Source organism: Streptomyces sp. 3-6, from assembly GCF_056323165.1.
In genome coordinates this window covers 1-22,736 of record NZ_JBWHZP010000031.1, presented here as the reverse complement: position 1 = coordinate 22,736, position 22,736 = coordinate 1, and the positions used below count along the sequence as shown (strand labels likewise).

The window sequence follows — 22,736 nt, the reverse complement described above, 5'->3', positions numbered from 1 at the left end:
AGGCCGGGCTTGGGCCGGCGCGCGGGCCGGCGCGTGCGCCGGGGCGCGGGGCGGTAGCCGGGGACCTCCGGCGCGTGGCCCTGGCGGGCGGGGAGTCTTCGCACGCCTCTTCACTCCTGCCAAAGCGAAGGGGCCGTTCGCGCCGGAGGCGATCGGTGCCCGGGATGCGGGCGCTCCACCGCACCCCGGCCGCGAGGCCCTCCGGGCGGGCACCGTCGGCCCTCGCGGCTCTCCGGGCTTTCTATCCGTGGCGCCACACCCTGTCAATGTTTTGTCCGGACATCCTGACGATTTCGCGTCGACCGGCCGCACGAGTGGCATCGCGGGGGTGCCGCTCCCGGGGCCCCAGGCGCGGCGCCGTGAACACGTGACGTTCAGGAGGGCGTGACGTCCAGGAGGGTGTGACATCCGGGAGGGTGTGGCGTCCCGTCCGGGACACACGGCCGTCCGGCCCGTGTCAACGCGCCCCGCCGTGGCGACCGGCGTACGCCATTGCGTCACGCTCGTCACAAACGCTCCGGTTGTGTCACGCCTGTCACGCGTACGCGGGTCTTCCGTCACATCCGCAGCACAGCCCCCGTCCCGGCCCCGGTCGGCGTCGTTGGCCGGGCACAACGCTTGGTGATCGCCAGCGCAGCACCCGGCTCCCCCTGACGGCCGCCCCTCGGCCGCCGCCGCGGTGCGCGCGGGGAGGTGCAATTCATGACCGACCGACGGCTGTGGTCGTACAAGGACATCGCGGCCCACATCAAGGTGCAGCCGGACACCGTGCGCTCCTACCGCAAGCACGGCCTGCTGCCCCCGCCGGACCACGTCGAGGCGGGCAAGCCCTACTGGTACGCGGACACGGTCCGCTCCTGGGTGGCGTCCCGCCCCGGCAACCGGGGTGGCCGCAGGTGACGCCCGCCGGCGACCACGGGGGACCCGGCCCGACCGGGCTCCGGCACCCGTGAATCCGCTGTGCCCCACCCCAGTGGTGGGGCACAGTGCTGCCATGAGCTTCGCCGTCAAACCCACCCTGACCGGGGAACACACCGTGCTGCGCCCCTTCACCGCCGACGACGCCGACGGCATGTGGGAGATCCTGCAGGACCCCGAGGTCATCCGCTTCACCTTCGACGCGTCCACCGAGCTGTCGCCGGGGCAGGTGCGCTCCTGGTACGCCACCCGGTCCGCGCAGGACGACCGGCTGGATCTGGCCGTCACCGACCGCGCCACCGGGGAACTCGTCGGCGAGGTCGTCCTCAACACGTATGACCCGGACGCCCGCAGCTGCGTCTTCCGCACGCTGATCGGGCCGCGCGGCCGGGGCCGGGGGCTCGGCACCGAGGCCACGCGGCTGATCGTCGGATACGGCTTCGAGCACCTGGGGCTGCACCGGATCGAGCTGGAGGCCCACGGCGACAACCCCCGCGCCCTGCGCGCCTACGAGAAGGCCGGCTTCGTGGTGGAAGGGGTGCGGCGGGAGGCGCGGTGGCGGGACGGCGTGTGGGTGGACGACGTGCTCATGGCGCTGCTCGACCGGGAGTGGGCGGCGCTCAGGACGTCCACGGCGCGATGACCGTGACGCCCGCCCCCGGTGCCGTGTCCATGGCCGCCAGGGCGGCCGGTGCGGCGTCCAGGCCGATGGTCCGGGTGACCAGCAGGTCGGGACGCAGCCGCCCGGTGCGGACCAGGTCCAGCATCGGCGGGTAGGCGTGGGCGGCCATGCCGTGGCTGCCGAGGAGTTCCAGTTCGAGGGCGACGGCACGGGCCATGGGCACCGGGGTGGTGCCGGTGGCCGAGGGCAGCAGGCCCACCTGCACGTGCCGGCCGCGTCGGCGCAGGCCGTTCACGGAGGCGGCGCAGGTGGCGGGCGAGCCGAGGGCGTCCAGCGAGAGGTGGGCGCCCCCGCCCGTGAGGTCGCGGACCGCTTCCGCCGGGTCGTCCACGGACGAGGCGTCGAGGCATGCGGCGGCGCCGAGCCGCCGGGCCAGTTCCAGGGCGCCCGGTGCCACGTCGACGGCGACGACACGCGCACCGGAGGCCGCGGCGATCATCACGGCCGACAGCCCCACTCCTCCGCAGCCGTGCACGGCGACCCACTCCCCCGCCGCGAGCCGGCCCTGCTGCACGGTCGCGCGGTAGGCGGTGGCGAACCGGCAGCCGAGGGAGGCGGCCGTCGCGAAGGAGAGGTCCTCGGGGACGGCGACCAGGTTGACGTCGGCGTGGTCCAGGGCCACGTACTGCGCGAAGGATCCCCAGTGGGTGAAGCCGGGCTGGGTCTGCCGCTCGCACACCTGTTGGTCGCCCGCCGCGCAGGCGCCGCAGGTGCCGCAGGCGCAGACGAACGGCACCGTGACCCGGTCCCCCGGCCGCCAGCGGGTGACCCGGTCGCCGGCCGCCTCGACGACGCCCGCGAGTTCGTGGCCCGGGACGTGCGGCAGGGGGATGTCCGGATCGTGGCCCTGCCAGGCGTGCCAGTCGCTGCGGCACAGTCCGGTCGCCTCGACGCGCACCACGACCCCGTGCGCGGCCGGCTCCGGGTCGGGCACCTGCCGCACCTCGGCCGGTTCCCCGTACCGCTCGAACACCACCGCCCGCATGGCCGCCCGCCTTCCGTCCGCGCCGGCGGCGGGTCCGGGTCGCGGCGGACGCGCCCGGTACCCCGCCTCTCCGGCGAACACCGCGTTGTCGGCGGAACGCTATCCGCGAGCCGTCACCGTCCCGCGCCCGGCCCCGGTGCCTGCGCTGGTTCCGCTGCCGGTGCCTGTGCCTGTGCCGGTTCCGCTGTCGCTGCCGGTGCCGGTGCCTGTGCCTGTGCCGGTTCCGGTGCCTGTGCTTGTGCCGTCACTCGTCCCGGGTCCGTCCTCGGCCTCGCTGTCGTCCGCGCTGCCGCGGGCGGGCTCCGCGCCGCTGCCGACGGGCGGTCGCGGGGCGACGGGGGCGGACCCGGCGCCGCCCGGTTCGGCCGCCGCACCGGCGTCGGCCCGGGCAGCGGCTCCGGCGGTGGGTCCGCCGGCCGTGGGCGGCGGCGCGGACTCGCCCTCGCTCAGGCCGAACCGGGTGTGGAACCGGCGCAACGGTGCCGGCGCCCACCAGGTGGCGCGGCCGGTGAGACGCATGACCGACGGGACGAGAAGGCTGCGGACGATCATCGCGTCCATCAGCACCGCCAGGGCGATGCCCAGGCCCAGCATCTTGGTGTTGGTGACGCGCGAGGTGCCGATCGCGACCATGACCACCGCGAGGATGACCGCCGCCGCGGTGATCAGCCCGCCCGTGCGCTGCAGGCCGTGGCGCACGGCGCCCTCGTGGTCGCCGGTCCGGTCGTACTCCTCCTTGATGCGCGAGAGCAGGAAGACGCCGTAGTCCATGGAGAGCCCGAAGGCGACGCAGAACATCAGGACGGGCAGCGTCGTCTCGATGTTGCCCGGGGTGGTGAAGGCGAGCAGGCCGGAGAGGTGGCCGTCCTGGAAGACCCAGACCACGGCGCCGAACATGGCGGTCAGGCTGAGCGCGTTGAGCACCACCGCCTGGACGGGTATGAGCACGCTGCCGGTGAGCAGGAACACCAGGAAGAGCGTCACGACGACGATGAAGACGGCCGCCGCGGGCAGTTGTTCCGCGATGGCGTCCTTGGAGTCGACCAGGACCGCCGCCGCGCCGGTGACCTTGGTGTCGAAGGGGGCGTCCAGGGCCCGCAGGTCGCCCACCAGGGCCTGGGCCGGGTCGTCGACGGCCTCGCCTTTCGGGAGCACCGTGAAGTAGGCGGCGTCGCCCTCGACCAGCGGCCCGTCGACGCGGACCACCTCGGGCAGCGCGGCCACCCGCTCCTTGTAGGCCGCGTACTCGGCCTCGGTCGCGGGGCCCTCGGCGAGGACCTCCAGCCCGCCGCCGGGGCTGCCCGGGAAACCGTCGCGGATGTGCTGCTGCACGACGTGCGACTCGGCGTCGGCGGGCAGCTGGCGGTCGTCGGCGGTGCCGAACTTCACGCCGAGGAAGGGCAGTCCGAGCAGGACCAGCACGGCCGTGGTGCCCAGGGCGAAGAACGGGGCGCGGCGCATCACCACGGTCGCCGCGCGACCCCACGCGGCCCCCTCCTCCCGGCCCGCGCCCGCCGCCCGGCCGGGCTTCGCCGGGCGGCCCGTCCGCGCTCGGCGCGTCCGCTCCGGCGCATCCGTCCGATCCGTGGCATCCGGCTGCTCCGGGGACCGGCGCCGGCGGCGGAAGAGGCGGCGCAGGTCGAGCGCGTCGACCCGGTGGCCGAGAAGGACCAGCGCGGCCGGCAGGAGGATCAGGGCCGCCGCCGCTGCCAGCAGCACCACCGCTATCCCGGCGTAGGCGAAGGACCGCAGGAAGTACTGCGGGAAGAGCAGCATGGCCGCCAGCGACACCGCGACCGTGAGGGCGGAGAACAGCACCGTGCGTCCGGCCGTGCGCAGGGTGGTGCCCACGGCCGTGCGCGGGTCGGAGCCCGCGGACAGTTCCTCGCGGAAGCGGCGGACGATGAACAGGGCGTAGTCGATCGCCAGACCGAGGCCGAGCGCCGTGGTGAGGTTCATCGCGAAGACGGACACGTCGGTGATCTCGGTGAGGCCGCGCAGGACCGCGTTGGTGCCGAGGATCGCGACGATGCCGATGCCCAGCGGGAGCAGGGCGGCGACGGCACTGCCGAAGACCATCACCAGCAGGACGAGCGTGACCGGCAGCGCGATCAGCTCGGCCCGCAGCAGGTCCTCCTGGATGATCGTCTGCATCTCGTGCCGCACGGCGACCGGGCCGCCGATACCGACCTCCACGGCGCCGTGCTCGCCCCGGAAGACGGGCGCTATGCGCTCCAGCGTCTCGTTCATGGTGGTCTCGTCGCCCGTGATGCGGGCGGCGATCAGCGCCTCGTGTCCGTCCTCGGCGCGCAGGGCGGGCGAGCGGGTCTGCCAGTAGGAACCGACGCCGGTGATGCCGGGCTCGCCGGCCAGGCGCTCGGTGAGCCGGGTGGCCTCGGCGACGACGGCGGGGTCGTCGACCGAGGCGTCCCCGGCGTCGACGAGCAGCAGGAGGTTGGGCTGGGAAGCGGGGAAGGCGTCCTCCAGGGCTCGGGTGGCGTAGGTGGACTCGGCGTCCGGGTCCTCCCAGCCACCGCTGCCCATGCGGTCGGCCACCCCGCTGCCGGCCAGCACCGCGAGCACGGTCAGGACGAGCCCCGCCAGCAGGGCGAGCCTCGGGCGGGCCGTGACGAAGCGGGTCCAGCCTCCGAGGCGCGGTGGATCGTTGACTTCGGTCATGCTGCGGTGTCCCCTTCACCGTGAACCGTGCCCCGCGCCCCCGCGCGCCCCGTGCCCTTGGCGGTCCACGCGGTGCAAACGGGCAGGCGGCATGGTTGTGCCGTTGCCATAGACTGGCAAACACGAGAGATCGCTCGCGTTCCACAAGAATGCGAGCGACCACTCGCGTTTGTCAATCGCGTGCCGAAAGCTGGGGATGACGCGTGCCGGACCAGACCGGAAAGCCCGACACTGAGCTCACGCCCGACCGCACGGGCACTGCGGGCGCCACGGGCGCCACGGACGCCGCAGATGCTTCAGGCACCGCGGACACGGCAGACGCCGCGGGGACTTCACGCAAGGGCGCCGCCGCCAAGGCCACCGCAGGCAGGTCCACCGCAGACAGGGACGCCGCAGGAAGGACCACCGCAGGCAAGGCCACAGGTGGGCCCGGTGCCGGGTCGGAGGAGCGGCCCCGCCGCCGGCAGGCGCGCGGCGAGCGGCGCATCGCCCAGCTGCTGGAAGCGGCCGCCTCCGTCTTCAGCACCAACGGCTACACCGCCGCCAGCGCCAACTCCATCGCCCGCGAGGCGGGCGTCTCCCCCGGGACGCTGTACCAGTTCTTCCCCAACAAGGAAGCGATCGCGATCGAGCTGGGCAGCCGCCTGATGCACGAGATGCGGCAGACCTACGGCGAGGCCCTGACCCCGGTCGACCCGGCCACCCCGCTGGAGCAGGTGGTCGCCGCGGCCGTGGACCGCTTCATCGACTTCAACTGCCGCCACCCGGTCTTCTTCGCCCTGATGCACGGACCGGACGCCCCCGGCCGCATCGCCGAGGAGCACGACGCCCTGCACGCCACACTGGTCGCCCGGGTCGAGTCGATGCTCCTGCCGTACCTCCCGGACATGCCCGCGGACGAGGTGAGGCGCACCGCGCAGATGAGCGTGGGCATCTACAAGTCCGGCCTGGAACTGGTGCTCGCCCACGAGGGTGCCGAGCGCGAGGCCTATGTCCGGGAACTGAAGAACGTCCTGTACCGCTATCTCGCCCCGCTGGTCGGCGTTTAGTACCCCTGGGGGGTATAGAGTGGAGGAGAGGCGGGGCCCCGCGAGCCCCGACGACCCCACACACCCCGAGGAGCAACGACATGAGCACGCAGGCCGACACCCAGGGTTCCGTCACCACCACCTACAAGGTGAGCGGCATGAGCTGCGGTCACTGCGAGGGCGCCGTCTCCGGCGAGATCTCCAAGATCGAGGGCGTCGGATCGGTGCGGGCGACCGCCTCCAGCGGTGAGGTCACGGTCACCTCCGCCACCCCGCTCGACGAGGAAGCGGTGCGCGCGGCGGTCGACGAGGCGGGTTTCGAGCTGATCGGTTCCGCCTGAAACGGATTCCATTGAGATCTCAAGTGGGGATACTCGGCAGTACCCCTGGAGTCCGGTACGACCTTTCACATAAGCTCTACACAAGGCTCGCGCATCATCCTTACGCGCGAGTCGCGCCAGCACCAAACGGTCTCTTGCGAACCTAACGGACATAAGCAAGAGACGCAGATCACAGTGATGTGAACGTAACCATCGAAGGGGTTCGAAGGTCTAAGTTGGCGATGTCAGGCAGCGTCTTGGGGGGCGCTTTCTGACATCTGGGGATGTCTTGGGGGACGTCTCCAGTAGTAGGGATACCTCCCTGCTCACACCTGGTGGAGAGCTTGGAGAGCGTTGCCGGGGCACGTACACGGGGAGCTTTGAGCGGCCCTCCCGACCGTGCGTTGTCCCGGCAGACCGCACACCGCACGAGTGCGGCGGGTCCGCTCGCCGCACTCGCACAGCGATTCAGGCGCTGTCCTCACAGACGCCCGGCCGGATCCCGTGGGGGGAATCCGTACCGGGACATGGGAAGGCGCCCTGGTTCGTCGGCCCGTGGGGGGACTGGCGCCAGGGCGCCTTCTCCCATGCCCGCGTCCGCGTGACCTTGGGCGCCCCGGGCCTCGGGGCCTCGCGGCCTTGTCCGATGCGGCCGGACGCGTCTCCGTTCCTTCCCGGCGCCCTGTGCGTCCTCCGCGACCTCGGCGGCCCCAGGCGGCCTCGGCGGTCCCGACGCCCCCCGACGCCCCCCCGACGAGCCTGACGGCCCCAGGCCACCACACCCCGAGAGGGCAGACGGACGCCGGAGCCGCGAGGCCGCCAGGCGCCCGACCGTCGGCGTGTCCGATCACGTGCCCCTCGGTGTCGGCCTGTCGGTCACCTGCCCGTCCGCCGTGCGGAGCCGTCCGCAGCCGAGCGGAGCCGGCGAAGCCGTACGGAAAACGACCGGGCCCCGTCCACGATCGACGTGGACGGGGCCCGGCGCGGACGGCGCGGTACGAGCGGTGCGGGCGGGCGGCGCGTACGGCGGCGGTCCGGATGTGCGGTGCGGCTGTGCGGTGCGGCTCGGCGCCGGCGGGTCAGCGCTCCTCGACCGGCACGAAGTCCCGCTCGACCACGCCGGTGTAGATCTGGCGCGGACGGCCGATGCGGGAACCCGGCTCCTTGATCATCTCGTGCCACTGGGCGATCCAGCCCGGCAGACGGCCGAGGGCGAACAGCACCGTGAACATCTCGGTCGGGAAGCCCATGGCCCGGTAGATCAGGCCGGTGTAGAAGTCCACGTTCGGGTAGAGGCTGCGCGAGACGAAGTAGTCGTCGGAGAGCGCGTGCTCCTCCAGCTTGAGCGCGATGTCCAGCAGCTCGTCGGACTTGCCGAGCGCGGACAGCACGTCGTGCGCGGCGGCCTTGATGATCTTGGCGCGCGGGTCGAAGTTCTTGTAGACCCGGTGGCCGAAGCCCATCAGGCGGACGCCGTCCTCCTTGTTCTTCACCTTGCGGATGAAGGAGTCGACGTCACCGCCGGAGTCGCGGATGCCCTCCAGCATCTCCAGCACCGACTGGTTGGCACCGCCGTGCAGCGGACCCCACAGGGCGGAGATGCCGGCGGAGATCGAGGCGAACATGTTCGCCTGCGAGGAGCCCACCAGGCGCACGGTGGAGGTCGAGCAGTTCTGCTCGTGGTCCGCGTGCAGGATGAGCAGCTTGTCCAGGGCGGCGACCACGACCGGGTCGAGCTCGTACTCCTGGGCGGGGACCGAGAAGGTCATGCGCAGGAAGTTCTCGACGTAGTTCAGGTCGTTGCGCGGGAAGACGAACGGGTGACCGACCGACTTCTTGTACGCGTACGCGGCGATCGTCGGCAGCTTGGCGAGCAGCCGGATCGTGGAGAGGTTGCGCTGCTCCTCGTCGAAGGGGTTGTGGCTGTCCTGGTAGAACGTGGACAGCGCGGAGACCACCGACGACAGCATGGCCATCGGGTGGGCGTCGCGCGGGAAGCCCTTGTAGAAGTTCTTGACGTCCTCGTGCAGCAGGGTGTGCTGCGTGATGTTGTGCTGGAACGTGCCGAGCTGGTCGACGGTCGGCAGCTCACCATTGATCAGCAGGTAGGCGACCTCCAGGAAGGTGGAGCGCTCCGCCAGCTGTTCGATGGGGTAGCCGCGGTACCGGAGGATGCCGGCCTCGCCGTCCAGGTAGGTGATCCCGGATTTGTAGGCGGCGGTGTTGCCGTAGCCGCTGTCCAGCGTCACCAGTCCGGTCTGGGCGCGGAGCTTTCCGATGTCGAAGCCCTTGTCACCGACCGTGCTGTCGATCACCGGGTAGGTGTACTCGCTGCCGTCGTACCGCAGTACTACAGAGTTGTCGCTCACGTCTTCCCTCACCGACGTTGTGCCTCATCTTCGAGGTGCCCTGACTGTCTCTACCATCCCCCACTTGGCCCAGGAGAGTGCACTCGGGGTCGACCATCGGGCCTATTGACGGCACTCAGTGCCGCCAACTTGCCCATCCTGCCCCCTGAGTACCCCATCCGGAAGTCCTCTGTGACCTTCACGACTCATTTGATCGATCATTTTTGCCGGAGAGCCCGTTCCGGCGGGTCTCCGGCGGCCGGGAGGGGCGCCGGCAGGCTCCTCGGCGGCACGTACCTCGACGGCGGGCACCCTCGACGGCGGCAGACACGTCTCGGCGGCGGGCGATGGGCGAGCCACTCCGGCGCCCCACCCCTCGGCCCCCGCCCCCCGGCCCCTCGGACCCGTGGTCCCTCCCCCGGCCTCAGAGGGCGGCCGGGCCGCGGGGGCCCGAGAGGCGGAAGTCCAGGGCCGTGCAGCGGCGGCCGGCCGAGACGGTGCGCACCGCCTGCCCGATCGCCTTCCGGGAGCCGACGAGGACGACCAGCCGTTTGGCCCGGGTGACGGCGGTGTAGAGCAGGTTGCGCTGGAGCATCATCCACGCGCCGGTGGTCACCGGGATCACGACCGCCGGGTACTCACTGCCCTGGGAGCGGTGGATGGTCACCGCGTAGGCGTGGGCCAGCTCGTCCAGCTCGTCGAAGTCGTACGGCACCTCCTCGTCCTCGTCGGTCAGCACGGTCAGGCGCTGCTCGACCGGGTCGAGCGCGGTGACCACGCCGACGGTGCCGTTGAAGACGCCGTTGGCGCCCTTGTCGTAGTTGTTGCGGATCTGGGTCACCTTGTCGCCGACGCGGAAGACCCGGCCGCCGAACCGCTTCTCCGGGACGTCGGGCCGGCCGGGGGTGACCACCTGCTGGAGCAGGCCGTTCAGGGTGCCGGCGCCGGCCGGGCCCCGGTGCATGGGCGCCAGCACCTGCACGTCCCGGCGCGGGTCCAGGCCGAACCGCGCCGGGATGCGGCGGGCCGCCACGTCCACGGTGAGGCGGCCGGCCTCCTCGGTGTCGTCCTCGACGAAGAGGAAGAAGTCCTTCAGGCCGTCGGTGAGCGGGTGCTGCCCGGCGTTGATCCGGTGCGCGTTGGTGACCACGCCGGACTGCTGGGCCTGGCGGAAGATCCGGGTCAGCCGCACGGCCGGCACGGGACTGCCGTCCGCCAGCAGGTCTCTCAGCACCTCCCCCGCGCCGACGCTGGGCAGCTGGTCGACGTCCCCGACGAGCAACAGGTGCGCCCCCGGCGGCACGGCCTTGACCAGCTTGTTCGCCAGCAGCAGGTCCAGCATGGACGCCTCGTCGACCACCACCAGATCGGCGTCCAGCGGGCGGTCCCGGTCGTAGGCGGCGTCGCCGCCCGGCTTCAGCTCCAGCAGGCGGTGCACGGTGGACGCCTCGGCCCCGGTCAGCTCGGCCAGGCGTTTCGCGGCCCGGCCGGTGGGCGCGGCCAGGACGACCTTGGCCTTCTTGGCGCGGGCCAGCTCCACGATCGACCGGACCGTGAAGGACTTGCCGCAGCCCGGGCCGCCGGTGAGGACGGCCACCTTCCGGGTCAGCGCCAGCTTCACGGCGGCCTCCTGCTCGGGCGCGAGGTCGGCGCCGGTCCGGCCGCGCAGCCAGCCGAGCGCCTTGTCCCAGTCGACGTCCCCGAAGGACGGCAGGCGGTCCTCGTCGGTGCGCAACAGGCGCAACAGCTGGGCGGAGAGGGAGACTTCGGCGCGGTGGAAGGGGACGAGGTAGATCGCGGTGACCGGTTCGCCGCCGTCCGGCCCGGGCACCTTCTCCCGCACGACGCCGGGGTCCTCACCGTCCTCGGGCTCGGCGGCCAGTTCGGCGAGGCACTCGATGACCAGGCCGGTGTCCACCTGGAGCAGCTTCACCGCGTCGGCGATGAGCTTCTCCTCCGGCAGGTAGCAGTGGCCCTGGTCGGCCGACTGCGACAGGGCGTACTGCAGGCCGGCCTTCACCCGCTCCGGGCTGTCGTGCGGGATGCCGACGGACTGGGCGATCTTGTCCGCGGTGAGGAAGCCGATGCCCCAGACGTCGGCGGCGAGGCGGTAGGGCTGGTTCTTCACCACCGAGATCGAGGCGTCGCCGTACTTCTTGTAGATGCGCACGGCGATCGACGTCGACACCTCGACGGTCTGGAGGAAGAGCATGACCTCCTTGATCGCCTTCTGCTCCTCCCAGGCGTCGGCGATCTTCCTGGTCCGCTTCGGCCCGAGACCCGGCACCTCGATGAGCCGCTTCGGCTCCTCCTCGATGATCTTCAGGGTGTCCAGCCCGAAGTGCTGCGTGATCCGGTCGGCGAACACCGGCCCGATGCCCTTGACCAGCCCCGACCCGAGATAGCGCCGGATGCCCTGCACGGTCGCCGGGAGGAGGGTCGTGTAGTTCTCCACGTGGAACTGCTTGCCGTACTGCGGGTGCGACCCCCAACGGCCCTCCATGCGCAGCGACTCCCCCACCTGCGCGCCCAGCAGCGCGCCGACGACGGTGAGCAGGTCACCGGCGCCGCGGCCGGTGTCGACGCGGGCGACGGTGTAGCCGTTCTCCTCGTTGGCGTAGGTGATGCGCTCCAGGACACCTTCGAGAACGGCGAGGCGAGGCCCTCCGGACGCCGCCGCGGACTGGTTGGACATGATCCGACGGTACCGGTGGGGTGTGACAGGGGGCGGGCCCCCGAGTTCACGGACGGCGCTGGGCGTCCACCGCGCCGCAGGGTGCCTGCGGCCCGCCCGCCCGCGCGCGGCGGGACCCGGCCACGCGGACGCCGCCTCCCCGCCTCCCCGCTCCCCCGCCTCCCCGCCTCCCCGCCTCTGCACCTCTCCTCTCCCCACCTGACCGACCGGAAGGCTTCCCGTGGCGCCCCGTCAGGTTCTGGGCCCGGTTCCGTCGCGGGGCGGGGTGATCGGAGGCGGGACGCCGTTACCCACTTTCGGGTGACGCCGCCGCGAGGGCCGGGGTGGCGTGCCGTGGCGCGATCGGGTCGGCGGCCAGTGCCCACAAGGGCACGATGCCCCATTTGTCGTCAACCTGATGCATTGACGCGGTAAATGGATATTACAGGTGACATTCACAGCGATGTGGCTGGATCGTAACGACCCTTCACGTCTCCTCCATCGACCGGCCGCGGGTGGGCAGGGTGTGCGTGGGCAGCCGACCGGCCGCCCTTCGCACCAGGCCCAGCCTCCGCCGCCGGCACGCCGGATCGGGAGGCCGGGCCCGCACCGAGCAGGGGGATCCTGTGTCCAAGTCCACGTCTGTCAACGCTCGCCGCCTCACCGCCGCCGTGCTGAGCGTCGGTGCCCTGACGGCGGTCCTGACGGCGCCCGCCTCCGCGGCCGAGCACCGGCCGCACCGGCCGGCCGTGCAGATCACCGACGTGCAGTACAACGCCCCGGGTCCCGACACCCGTAACAACCGCTCCGTGAACGGTGAGTGGGTGCGGATCACCAACACCACCCGCCACGCGGTCAACCTGAGGGGATGGACGCTGCGCAACGAGGAGGGCCAGCGCTACCGCTTCAACAACGTCCGCCTCGCCGGGCGTAGTTCGGTCTACGTCCACACCGGCATCGGCCGCGACACCCGCACCCGGGTGTTCCAGGACCGCCGCAACCACATCTGGGACAACCGCTCCGACACGGCCACCCTGCGCAACGACCGCGGACGCGTCGTCGACACCGAGTCGTGGGGCCGCAGCCGCTTCGACCGTGACGACCGCCGCGACGACCGCCGTGCCGGTGACGACCGCCGCGACCGTGACGACCGCCGCGACAACCGCGACAGCCGCGGTCGCCGCTGATCCAAGGTGCTGAGGCTGCCGGACGTCCACGTCACCGGCGGCCTCGGCACTCCTGGAGACGACCGCGTGTGCCGGGCAGCCCCGCGCTGTCCGGCACACGCGCGTGTACACGGCCGGAAGGGGGCGCCGGACCCGGCCGGCCCTCGCGACAGGGCTGCTCCGCATCACCCCGGGCGCCTCACCCCGTCGGCGCCGGCTCCTTCAACGCGTCGAGGAAGACGGCAAAGACGGAGGCGGTGAAGGAGAGGGTCGGCCGGGTGGGGATCTTGGAGTCGCGGACGGATATGCGGGTGGGTGCGTTCGCGATCTCGACGCAGTTGTTGCCGTCGTCGGGGCCCGAGTAGGACGACTTCCGCCAGTTCTCCATGTGGTCCCACGGCTCCTTCGTCAGACTGCGGACGTCACCACGTCCGGTGCACGGTCGCCTTGCCACCGGTCACCAGGCTCGCCGGCGGAACGTCGTCGGCCACGACCGCGCCGGCGGCGATCACGGCGTCCCGGCCGATGCTGACGCCCGGCAGGATCGTGGCACCGGCGCCGATCCACACGTTCTCCGCCACGTCGATGGGTGCGCCGGTGAGGTACAGCCGCCGCTCCCCGGGATCGACCGGGTGGCCGCTGGTGATGAACGTGACCTTCGGGCCGACCATCACGCGCTCACCGAGCCGGATACCGGCGTAGTCCAGGAACGTGCAGTTCTGGTTGACGAAGACCCGCTCGGCGAGATCGAGGTTCAGGCCGTGGTCCGTGTAGAAGGGCGGGTGGATCGTGACCCTCGGCGGCAGCGGCCTGCCGAGGATCCGCTCGAACAACTGCGCCTTGCCCTCCTCGTCCTCGAAGGGCAGGACGTTCAGGCGGGAGGTCAGCTCGGTGACCCGCAGGACCCTCTCGGCCATGGCCTGGAACTCGGCACTGTGGATGCGCATGAGGCGGTCACCGGACATGCCGCGATTCTTTCCCGCGCACCGGTGGACGGACAAGACGCACCGGGCGGGGGCCGCCCTGCGGGCGCGGACGCGGTGTGGGTCACGATCCGCTCGTCGGCCTCTTCAGCTCCTCGACGAACACCGCGAAGGCGGAGACGGGGAAGGTGAGGGTGGCCCGGCTGGGAGCCTTGGAGTCGCGGACGGATATGCGGGTGGGTGCGTGCGCGATCTCTACGCAGTTGTTGCCGTCGCCGCCGCCGGAGTAGGACGACCTGCGCCAGTTGTCAGGGGTGGACACGGAGCCTCACAGTTCCTTGGCCAGTCTCTGGATGAAGTCACGCGACCGGCTGGGGTCGAGTGACACATCCTTCACTCTACGGAAGACCGTTCGGAAAACGCCGAGTTGGGCCTCGGAATCGATGAAACCGGTGCCATGCGGTGCATCACGAACCGCCGTGTCCAGCTTGGGCACCCTCCCGCCCGCCAGCATCATGGGGCTCCAGGTGCCACCGAAACCGTCCAGGTCAAAGGGAATGACGCGTACCTCGACATGATCGGCTTCGGACAGTTCAAGAAGGCGGGTGAGCTGCGCTCGTGCCGTGGCCCGGGTCCCCACTCTGATACGCAATGCCGCTTCGTGGATGACAGCCTCATACGGTACGCGGGCCGGGGTGCCGAGGATCACCTTGCGTTGCATCCGGTGGCGAACTCGCAGCTCCAGCTCTTCATGGCGCAGTGCGCCACACCAAGGGCCCGGCCGCACTGCGCGTGCACTGGTCGCCGCCGGGCACGTTGCGCATCGGAGCCTGGGACGCGGACCCCCGGCCGCCGGAGCCGCCCCAGCCGTTCGCGCAGGCGGCCGGGCGGGAGGACGGGCGAGGGCTGGCGCTGGTGCGGGCCTGTGCCGACGTGTGGGGGTGGCAGCCCCTGACCAGGGACGGCAGCAGCGGCAAGTACGTGTGGTGTGAGCTGGCGGCCGCCTGAGCGCCGGGAGGCCGGGGTGCCGGCCTTGCCTTCCTCTCCTCCGGCCCTGACGACTTCGCCGCCCTGCCGAAGGACGGGGAGTTCCGGGACTGAGCGGGCGGCCTCGGGCGGCGCCGGGCGGGCGCCCAGGGACCCGACCAACCAGGGACACAGGGACCCGGCCACAAGCGCAGGGCCCCGGCCGAGAGGGGCGGCGAACGTGGTTCGCGGGACCGGAGCGCCGGTCCATAGGCTCGGCGCCCATGAAACAGCGGCAGCAGAAGAAGCACTTCCGGCGTCTCTTCGGGGCGGTTCTCGTGGGGGACGCGCACGGAGCGCGGGCCGCGCTGCGGGCCGGGGCCGACCCGGAGGGCAGGGACCGCGACGGCACCACCCCGCTCTACGTGGCCGCCGTGAACGGGGACACCGCGACGGTCCGGCTGCTCCTGGCGGCCGGGGCGCACCCCGACACCGAGAGCCGCGGCGCGGGATCCGAGGGCACGCCGCTGTGTGCCGCCGCGTGCTGGGGGCACACCGAGGCGGTCCGGGAGCTGCTGGCGCACGGTGCCGACCCGGACCTGCGCGAGGACCACGGCACGGGACGGACCCCGCTGGAGTGGGCGGACACCGGACCCCACCCGGAGACGGCCGGCGCGCTCGTCGCGGCGGGCGCGGTCCCGCGGGCGGCCGGGTAGGACATCGCCCGCGACCTGCGCGTGGGGCGAGGCCCTGGGCGGGCCCGCACCCGCCCCGTCGGTCACGATTCAGTTTCGGCCACCGGCCCCCCTCTTGCCCTTCGCCGTGTAATCGATTCCAATCCCTCGTGTAATCGATTCCACGAGGAGGTGGAACGGCGATGGCGAGCATCAAGGACGTCGCTGCCGAGGCAGGCGTGTCCGTGGCCACGGTGTCGCGGGTGCTGAACGGGCACCCCTCGGTCAGCGCGGAGGCCCGGACGCGGGTCACGGCGGCCGTCGAGCGGCTCGGCTACCGTCCGAACGCCGTCGCCCGGTCGTTGCGCACCCACCAGACCCGCACCCTCGGGCTGGTCATCAGCGACGTGATGAACCCGTACTTCACCGAGCTGGCCCGCTCCGTCGAGGAGGAGGCCCGCGCCCTCGGCTACAGCGTGATCATCGGCAACGCCGACGAGCGGCCGGACCTCCAGGACCACCACGTGACGACGCTGCTGGACCGGCGGATCGACGGGCTCCTCGTCTCCCCCACCGACGGCGGGTCGCCCCGCATGCTGGACGCCGCCCGCACGGGCACGCCCATGGTGTTCGTCGACCGCTGGATCCCCGGCGTCGACGTGCCCGTCGTCCGGTCGGACGGGCGCGACGCCGTCCGGGACCTCGTCGCCCACCTGTACGGGCTCGGTCACCGGCGGCTGGCGATCATCGCCGGACCCGCGGCCACCACCACCGGCCGGGAGCGCGTGGACGCCTTCCGGGAGGCGCTCGGCGCCTACGGGCTGGACCTCCCCGACGCCCACATCGGCCAGGGCGACTTCCAGGCCGAGAGCGGACGCCGGGTCACCGAGGGCTTCCTCGCGCTGGCCGAACCGCCGGACGTGCTGTTCGCCGCCGACAACCTGATGGCGCTCGGCGCGCTGGACGCGATCCGGGAGCGTGGCCTGAGCGTCCCCGACGACATCGCGCTGGCCGCGTTCGACGACATCCCCTGGTTCGTGCACACCGATCCGCCGGTCACCGCCATCGCCCAGCCGACCCGGGAGCTGGGCCGGGCCGCCGTGCGGGCACTGGTCGACCGGATCGAGGGGCGGCCCGGCGAGTCGGTCACCCTCCCCGCCCGGCTGGTCGTGCGCCGCTCCTGCGGCGAGCCGGCGCCCGCGCCGGACCCGCAGTCCCCGCCCCCGGCACCACCCACGCCCCCGGCTCCGGCACCGTCCCCGAAGCCGCCGTCACCGACCCCGCCGCCGTCACCGTCACCGTCACCGTCACCGGCCGAGGCGTCCCCCCGGCCCCCCTCTCCCCCGTCCCCCTCCCCCGTACGAAGGAGTACGCCGTGAGCAGCCGCAGTCCGGACGAGTTGCTGCGCATCGAGGGCATCCGCAAGACCTTCCCCGGCGTGGTCGCGCTCGACAGCGTCGACTTCGACCTGCGCCGGGGCGAGGTGCACGTGCTCCTCGGCGAGAACGGCGCCGGCAAGAGCACGCTGATCAAGATGCTCTCCGGTGCCTACACGCCCGACGCCGGGCGGATCGTGGTCGACGGCGAGGAGGTGCGCATCCAGGGTGCGCAGGACTCCGAGCGGCTCGGGATCGCCACCATCTACCAGGAGTTCAACCTGGTGCCCGACCTGACCGTCGCCGAGAACATCTTCCTCGGCCGCCAGCCGCGCCGCTTCGGGATGATCGACCGGAAGACGATGGAGGCCGACGCCGAGGTGCTGTTGAAGCGGGTCGGCGTCGACGTGTCGCCCCGTGCCCGGGTGCGTGAACTCGGCATCGCCCGGCTCCAGATGGTCGAGATCGCCAAGGCGCTCAGCCTGGACGCCCGGGTGCTCATCATGGACGAGCCGACCGCCGTGCTGACCTCGGAGGAGGTCGACAGGCTGTTCGCGATCGTGCGGCGGCTGCGCGAGGACGGCGTCGGCATCGTCTTCATCACCCACCACCTGGAGGAGATCGCCGCCCTGGGCGACCGGGTCACCGTCATCCGGGACGGCCGCAGTGTCGGACAGGTGTCCGCCACGGCCGGCGAGGAGGAACTCGTCCGGCTCATGGTCGGGCGGTCCATCGAGCAGCAGTACCCGCGCGAGCGCACCGACGCCGGTGACGCCCTGCTCAGGGTCGAAGGGCTCACCCGGGACGGCGTGTTCCACGACGTGAGCTTCGAGGTGCGGGCCGGTGAGGTCGTCGGCATCGCGGGACTCGTCGGCGCCGGGCGCACCGAGGTGGCCCGCGCGGTGTTCGGGGCGGACCCGTACGACACCGGGACGGTGCACGTCGGCGGCGCGCCGTTGCGCGGGCACGACGTGAACGCCGCGATGGCGGCCGGCATCGGGCTGGTGCCCGAGGACCGCAAGGGACAGGGGCTGGTGCTCGACGCCTCCGTCGAGGAGAACCTCGGCCTGGTCACCCTGCGCTCCACCTCCCGCGCGGGCCTCGTCGACCTCAAGGGGCAGCACGAGGCGGCGGACCGCATCGCGCGGCAGCTCGGCGTGCGGATGGCGGGCCTCGGGCAGCACGTGCGCACCCTGTCCGGCGGCAACCAGCAGAAGGTCGTCATCGGCAAGTGGCTGCTGGCGAACACCAAGGTGCTGATCCTCGACGAGCCGACGCGCGGCATCGACGTCGGCGCGAAGGTCGAGATCTACCAGCTCATCAACGAACTGACGGCCGCCGGCGCCGCGGTGCTCATGATCTCCAGCGACCTGCCCGAGGTGCTCGGCATGAGCGACCGGGTCGTCGTCATGGCCCAGGGCCGCGTCGCCGGCGAACTGACCGCCGAGGACGCCACCCAGGACGCCGTGATGGCGCTCGCCGTCGGCACGTCTCCCGGCGCGACCGGCACCGCCGACACCCCCGACAGGCCCGGCAGGCCCGGCAGGCCCGGCACGTCAGCCGCTTCCGGCACGCCGAGCACCCCCGGCACGCCCGGTGCGTCTGGCCCGCCCGGTGTTTCCGGCACCGACGGCACGCACGACAGCCCCCACAGCAACGGAACGGAGGCCCCCGGTGGCCACTGACACGCTCAAGAGCAAGCCGGGCGCGCAGGGTGGCGCCCCGGGCGGCCTGCGCCGCCTGCTCCTCGACAACGGCGCGCTCACCGCGCTCATCGTCCTCGTCATCGCCATGTCGGCGCTGTCCGGCGACTTCCTGACCGCCGACAACCTGCTCAACATCGGCGTCCAGGCCGCGGTCGTCGCGATCCTCGCCTTCGGCGTCACCTTCGTCATCGTCTCCGCGGGCATCGACCTGTCGGTCGGCTCGGTCGCCGCCCTGTCGGCCACCGTGCTCGCCTGGAGCGCCACCTCCGCGGGCGTCCCCGTGGTCCTCGCGGTGCTGCTGGCCGTCGCCACCGGCATCGCGTGCGGCCTGGTCAACGGCATCCTCGTCTCGTACGGCAAACTCCCGTCGTTCATCGCCACGCTGGCCATGCTGTCGGTGGCCCGCGGCCTGTCCCTGGTGATCTCGCAGGGCTCCCCGATCGCCTTCCCCGACTCCGTGTCCCACCTCGGCGACACCCTCGGCGGCTGGCTGCCCGTCCCGGTGCTCGTGATGGTCGGCATGGGCCTGATCACGGCGTTCATCCTCGGCCGCACCTACATCGGCCGCTCCATGTACGCGATCGGCGGCAACGAGGAGGCGGCCCGCCTGTCCGGGCTGCGGGTGAAGAAGCAGAAGCTGGCCATCTACGCGCTGTCCGGCCTGTTCGCCGCCGCCGCGGGCATCGTGCTCGCCTCCCGGCTGGCCTCCGCGCAGCCGCAGGCCGCGCAGGGCTACGAACTGGACGCCATCGCCGCGGTCGTCATCGGCGGCGCCTCGCTCGCCGGCGGGACGGGCAAGGCGTCCGGCACGCTGATCGGCGCGCTGATCCTGGCGGTGCTGCGCAACGGCCTCAACCTGCTGTCGGTGTCGGCGTTCTGGCAGCAGGTCGTGATCGGTGTCGTGATCGCGCTGGCCGTGCTGCTGGACACGGTCCGGCGCAAGGCCGGGGCCACCCCGGTGACCGGGGCGTCCGGCGGCGGCAACCGGAAGAAGCAGGCGGCGACCTACCTCCTCGCCGCCGTGGTGGCGGCGGCCATCGTCGGCGCCCTGTCCTTCCTGCACAACGGCTCCTCGGCGGCGAAGACCGAGAAGGTCGGACTGTCCCTGTCGACGCTCAACAACCCGTTCTTCGTGCAGATCCAGGCCGGTGCGAAGGAGGAGGCGAAGAAGCAGGGCGTGGACCTGACCGTCACCGACGCCCAGAACGACGCCTCCCAGCAGGCCAACCAGCTGCAGAACTTCACCAGCGGCAGCCTCGGCGCGATCATCGTCAACCCGGTGGACTCCGACGCGGCCGGTCCGGCCGTGCGCTCCGCCAACCAGGCCGACATCCCCGTGATCGCCGTGGACCGGGGCGTCAACAAGGCCGAGACGGACGCGCTGGTCGCCTCCGACAACGTGGCCGGCGGCCGGCAGGGCGCCAAGGCGCTCGCCGAGAAGCTGGGCGGCGAGGGCACCATCGTGATCCTCCAGGGCCAGGCCGGCACGTCCGCCAGCCGCGAGCGCGGCGCGGGCTTCGCCGAGGGCCTGAAGGACTACCCCGGCATCGAGGTCGTCGCCAAGCAGCCCGCCGACTTCGACCGCACCAAGGGCCTGGACGTGATGACCAACCTGCTCCAGGCGCACCCCGACATCGACGGCGTGTTCGCCGAGAACGACGAGATGGCGCTGGGTGCCATCAAGGCGCTCGGCTCGAAGGCCGGCACGTCCGTCCAGGTCGTCGGCTTCGACGGCACGCCGGACGGGCTCAAGGCCGTCGAGGCGGGCACGCTGTACGCGTCGGTCGCGCAGCAGCCGAAGGAACTCGGCCGGATCGCGGTGACCAACGCGCTGCGCGCGGCCGACGGCAAGAAGCTCGACGACACGGTGAAGGTCCCGGTGAAGGTGGTCACGAAGGACAACGTGGCCGACTTCGGCGGCTGACCACCGCCGACAGGACCCTGGGGCGGGCGGCCACGACGGCCGTCCGCCCCGCACACGCACGTGGGGAGCACGACATGAACGACGACTACGACCTCCTGGTCGTGGGGTCGGCCAACGCCGACCTGGTGATCGGCGTCGAGCGCCGTCCGGCCGCCGGGGAGACGGTGCTGGGCTCCGACCTCGCCGTCCACCCGGGCGGCAAGGGCGCCAACCAGGCCGTCGCCGCCGCCCGCCTCGGGGCCCGTACGGCCCTGCTGGCCCGGGTCGGCGACGACGCGCACGGGCGGCTGCTGCTGGACTCGCAGCGGTCGGCCGGCGTCGACACGGGAGGCGTCCTGGTGGGCGGGGCGCCGACCGGGGTCGCCCTGATCACCGTGGACCCGTCCGGCGACAACAGCATCGTCGTCTCGCCGGGCGCCAACGGCCGGCTCACGCCGGAGGACGTCCGTGCCGCCCGCAGTCTGTTCCAGGCCGCCCGGGTGGTGTCCGCGCAGTTGGAGATCCCGCTGGAGACGGTGGCGGAGGTGGTGCGCAGCCTCGCGCCCGGCAGCCGGTTCGTCCTCAACCCGTCGCCGCCGCAGCCGCTGCCCGCGGAGGTACTGGCGGCCTGCGACCCGCTGATCGTCAACGAGCACGAGGCGAAGGTCATCCTGGACGGCACCGGCGGTGCGGGCGGCCCCGGCGACGAGCCGGAGGACTGGGCAGAGCAGTTGCTCGCCGCGGGCCCGCGGTCGGTGGTGGTCACCCTGGGCGGCGAGGGCGCGCTGGTCGCGTCCCCGGAGGGCACGGCACGGGTCCCCTCCGTGCGGGTCGACGCCGTCGACACCACCGGCGCGGGCGACGCGTTCACCGCCGCCCTGGCCTGGCGGCTCGGCGCGGGCGAGTCACTCGCCGAGGCGGCGACGTACGCGGCCCGGGTCGGCGCGGTGACGGTCACCCGGCAGGGGGCGCAGGTGTCCTTCCCGACCGCGGCGGAGGTCGCGGCCCTGTGAAGAAGCACGGAATCCTGAACCGTCACCTCTCCGGCGCCCTGGCCGAACTCGGCCACGGCGACGGGGTGCTGGTGTGCGACGTCGGCATGCCGATCCCCGACGAGCCCCGCGTCGTCGACCTCGCCTTCCGGGCCGGGGTGCCGTCGTTCGCGGAGGTCCTGGACGGGCTGCTGGCGGAGCTGGTCGTCGAGGGCGCGACGGCCGCCGCCGAGGTCCACGACGCCAACCCGGCCGCCGCCGACCTGCTCACCGGCCACTTCCCCGGCCTGCACCTGGTCCCCCACGAGCAGTTGAAGACCCTGACAGCGGGCGCACGCCTCGTCGTCCGCACGGGCGAGGCCCAGCCGTACGCCAACGTGCTGCTGCGATGCGGGGTGTTCTTCTGAGCGTGGGGGCGTGACCGTAGGTCGAGCGCGGGCGGCGTGCGCACTTCGAAGGGGCCCGGTCCGTCGACCGGGCCCCTTCGCTTCCCTCCCCGTCAGAACCCCTCGATCCCCCCCGGGTCCCCTCCCAGGAGTCCTGACAGCAAATACGACCCGCGTGGTGGGTGGAAGGTTGCACACAGCGGAGGGATTTCTCGGGGCCCGCGTCGACGTGCCTCGGCTACCCATGATCGGATCGTTTCATAGGATCATCTCCCGGGCGACGGGCAACAGTTGCCTGACGAGGGAACGGGGAGACTCACCATGGGATTGCCCGACACACCGACGGGACAGGGCCAGAAGCCAGATCTGCGTGTGTCCGACGACGACCTGACCAAGCTCGCGGACGACCTCGACGACATGCAGGACCACCTCGACAAGCAAGTCAGGCGGATGGACGGGGTGGTGGACCACATAGAGGCCGGCTGGCGCGGTCCCGCCGGAACCGCTTATCGCGCATTCCACCGGGCAGCAGCCGAGGACGCGGTACGCATCCGCGAGGTGATACGGCACCTTGAGCAGGCGGTTCGCCTTAGCAGGGACGGCTTCACCGAGATCGAACTGGACGTCCTCACCCAGCTTCAACGCATTCAGTTGGACGTCACCAGCGAGGTCGACAGATTGTCGACACCGCACAGAGAGCACCACACGAGCGCTCCTCCGACCGCTCCTCCCCGCAGTTCTTTGGACTCCTTCTGAAACCTCACGGGACACAAGGCGCCGTCCGCAGCAGCTCCGATTGCACATAAGGGGGAAGACATGCCGACCGAAACATCAGCCGAGGACCACATATCCGTCTCTTTCGGCACGCTCCGGGAACTCTCCATCGAGTTGGAAGACATTGAGCTCTTTCCAACCTGTTCGGTTGGAGGGGCAGTTGGGGTGACAGACAGGTGAAGCCCCTGGTAGATGGGTTTTCGACCAAGAAATCCGTCTCCACCAGAGGCTTCGTG

18 protein-coding genes and 3 pseudogenes are annotated in these 22,736 nt (G+C 72.0%); 13 read left to right on the top strand and 8 right to left on the bottom strand.

The features are described from left to right. The first annotated feature begins 702 nt into the window (after positions 1–702). Both AC02VZ_RS25130 and AC02VZ_RS25125 read left to right on the top strand, forming a co-directional pair. Entirely contained in the window at positions 703–900 is a 198-nt protein-coding gene (locus tag AC02VZ_RS25130) for a helix-turn-helix transcriptional regulator (protein ID WP_362089942.1), read from the top strand. 94 nt (positions 901–994) lie between these two features. Continuing rightward, entirely contained in the window at positions 995–1,561 is a 567-nt protein-coding gene (locus tag AC02VZ_RS25125) for a GNAT family N-acetyltransferase (RefSeq protein ID WP_476476468.1), read from the top strand. Here the strand turns inward: AC02VZ_RS25125 and AC02VZ_RS25120 are convergent. After that, a complete protein-coding gene (locus AC02VZ_RS25120) occupies positions 1,539–2,585 on the bottom strand; it encodes a zinc-dependent alcohol dehydrogenase family protein (RefSeq protein WP_476476467.1) in 1,047 nt (348 codons plus the stop codon). The two genes, AC02VZ_RS25125 and AC02VZ_RS25120, sit on opposite strands and share 23 nt — an antisense overlap. 420 nt (positions 2,586–3,005) lie before the next feature. Beyond that, a pseudogene (locus tag AC02VZ_RS25115) lies at positions 3,006–5,264 on the bottom strand (MMPL family transporter); the annotation flags it as partial. A gap of 485 nt (positions 5,265–5,749) precedes the next feature. Here AC02VZ_RS25115 and AC02VZ_RS25110 point away from each other — a divergent pair. Together AC02VZ_RS25110 and AC02VZ_RS25105 are read left to right on the top strand one after the other, a co-directional pair. Further along, positions 5,750–6,313, top strand: coding sequence for a TetR family transcriptional regulator (locus AC02VZ_RS25110; protein WP_432055510.1), 564 nt, complete (start codon positions 5,750–5,752; stop codon positions 6,311–6,313). Between the two features lie 80 nt (positions 6,314–6,393). Beyond that, a complete protein-coding gene (locus AC02VZ_RS25105; protein ID WP_476476466.1) occupies positions 6,394–6,633 on the top strand; it encodes a heavy-metal-associated domain-containing protein in 240 nt (79 codons plus the stop codon). A gap of 1,058 nt (positions 6,634–7,691) precedes the next feature. On the opposite strand, the gene AC02VZ_RS25100 is transcribed toward AC02VZ_RS25105, so the two are convergent. Both AC02VZ_RS25100 and recD2 read right to left on the bottom strand, forming a co-directional pair. Further along, positions 7,692–8,981 (bottom strand): citrate synthase, encoded by a 1,290-nt coding sequence (locus AC02VZ_RS25100; RefSeq protein ID WP_432055469.1) that lies wholly within the window; start codon positions 8,979–8,981, stop codon positions 7,692–7,694. A 403-nt stretch (positions 8,982–9,384) separates the two neighbouring features. Continuing rightward, complete coding sequence (gene recD2 / locus AC02VZ_RS25095; protein WP_476476465.1) at positions 9,385–11,655, bottom strand: SF1B family DNA helicase RecD2; 2,271 nt, start codon at positions 11,653–11,655, stop codon at positions 9,385–9,387. A 605-nt stretch (positions 11,656–12,260) separates the two neighbouring features. Here recD2 and AC02VZ_RS25090 point away from each other — a divergent pair. Next, a complete protein-coding gene (locus tag AC02VZ_RS25090; protein ID WP_476476464.1) occupies positions 12,261–12,821 on the top strand; it encodes a lamin tail domain-containing protein in 561 nt (186 codons plus the stop codon). Between the two features lie 178 nt (positions 12,822–12,999). Here the strand turns inward: AC02VZ_RS25090 and AC02VZ_RS25085 are convergent, their stop codons facing one another. The 4 genes and pseudogenes from AC02VZ_RS25085 to AC02VZ_RS25070 all read right to left on the bottom strand — a co-directional run. Further along, positions 13,000–13,188 carry a DUF397 domain-containing protein gene (locus AC02VZ_RS25085; RefSeq protein WP_476476463.1) on the bottom strand — a complete coding sequence of 63 codons (189 nt, stop codon included), beginning with the start codon at positions 13,186–13,188 and terminating at the stop codon, positions 13,000–13,002. 34 nt (positions 13,189–13,222) lie between these two features. After that, positions 13,223–13,765, bottom strand: a complete 543-nt coding sequence (locus tag AC02VZ_RS25080; protein ID WP_476476462.1) for a DapH/DapD/GlmU-related protein — start codon at positions 13,763–13,765, stop codon at positions 13,223–13,225. A gap of 82 nt (positions 13,766–13,847) precedes the next feature. Continuing rightward, positions 13,848–14,045, bottom strand: a complete 198-nt coding sequence (locus tag AC02VZ_RS25075) for a DUF397 domain-containing protein (protein ID WP_476476461.1) — start codon at positions 14,043–14,045, stop codon at positions 13,848–13,850. 6 nt (positions 14,046–14,051) lie between these two features. Then, positions 14,052–14,483 (bottom strand): annotated as a pseudogene (locus AC02VZ_RS25070) (DUF5753 domain-containing protein); the annotation flags it as partial. Here AC02VZ_RS25070 and AC02VZ_RS25065 point away from each other — a divergent pair. The 8 genes and pseudogenes from AC02VZ_RS25065 to AC02VZ_RS25030 all read left to right on the top strand — a co-directional run. Further along, positions 14,477–14,731, top strand: a pseudogene (locus AC02VZ_RS25065) (ATP-binding protein); the annotation flags it as partial. The pseudogenes AC02VZ_RS25070 and AC02VZ_RS25065 sit on opposite strands and share 7 nt — an antisense overlap. Positions 14,732–14,973: 242 nt before the next feature. Continuing rightward, positions 14,974–15,405: an ankyrin repeat domain-containing protein gene (locus AC02VZ_RS25060; protein ID WP_476476460.1), complete on the top strand. Its 432-nt coding sequence runs from the start codon at positions 14,974–14,976 to the stop codon at positions 15,403–15,405. 161 nt (positions 15,406–15,566) lie between these two features. Beyond that, positions 15,567–16,742 (top strand): LacI family DNA-binding transcriptional regulator, encoded by a 1,176-nt coding sequence (locus tag AC02VZ_RS25055; RefSeq protein WP_476476459.1) that lies wholly within the window; start codon positions 15,567–15,569, stop codon positions 16,740–16,742. After that, complete coding sequence (locus AC02VZ_RS25050; RefSeq protein ID WP_476476458.1) at positions 16,739–18,424, top strand: ATP-binding cassette domain-containing protein; 1,686 nt, start codon at positions 16,739–16,741, stop codon at positions 18,422–18,424. The genes AC02VZ_RS25055 and AC02VZ_RS25050 overlap by 4 nt, the downstream gene beginning before the upstream one ends. Beyond that, on the top strand, positions 18,414–20,369 hold the full coding sequence (locus AC02VZ_RS25045) for an ABC transporter permease/substrate-binding protein (protein ID WP_432055480.1): 1,956 nt from the start codon (positions 18,414–18,416) through the stop codon (positions 20,367–20,369). Before AC02VZ_RS25050 ends, AC02VZ_RS25045 begins: the two co-directional genes overlap by 11 nt. Before the next feature lie 74 nt (positions 20,370–20,443). Further along, a complete protein-coding gene (locus AC02VZ_RS25040) occupies positions 20,444–21,361 on the top strand; it encodes a ribokinase (protein ID WP_476476457.1) in 918 nt (305 codons plus the stop codon). Next, on the top strand, positions 21,358–21,747 hold the full coding sequence (gene rbsD, locus AC02VZ_RS25035) for a D-ribose pyranase (protein ID WP_476476456.1): 390 nt from the start codon (positions 21,358–21,360) through the stop codon (positions 21,745–21,747). The genes AC02VZ_RS25040 and rbsD overlap by 4 nt, the downstream gene beginning before the upstream one ends. A gap of 300 nt (positions 21,748–22,047) precedes the next feature. Further along, on the top strand, positions 22,048–22,482 hold the full coding sequence (locus tag AC02VZ_RS25030; RefSeq protein ID WP_476476455.1) for a WXG100 family type VII secretion target: 435 nt from the start codon (positions 22,048–22,050) through the stop codon (positions 22,480–22,482). The last annotated feature ends 254 nt before the right edge of the window (positions 22,483–22,736 follow it).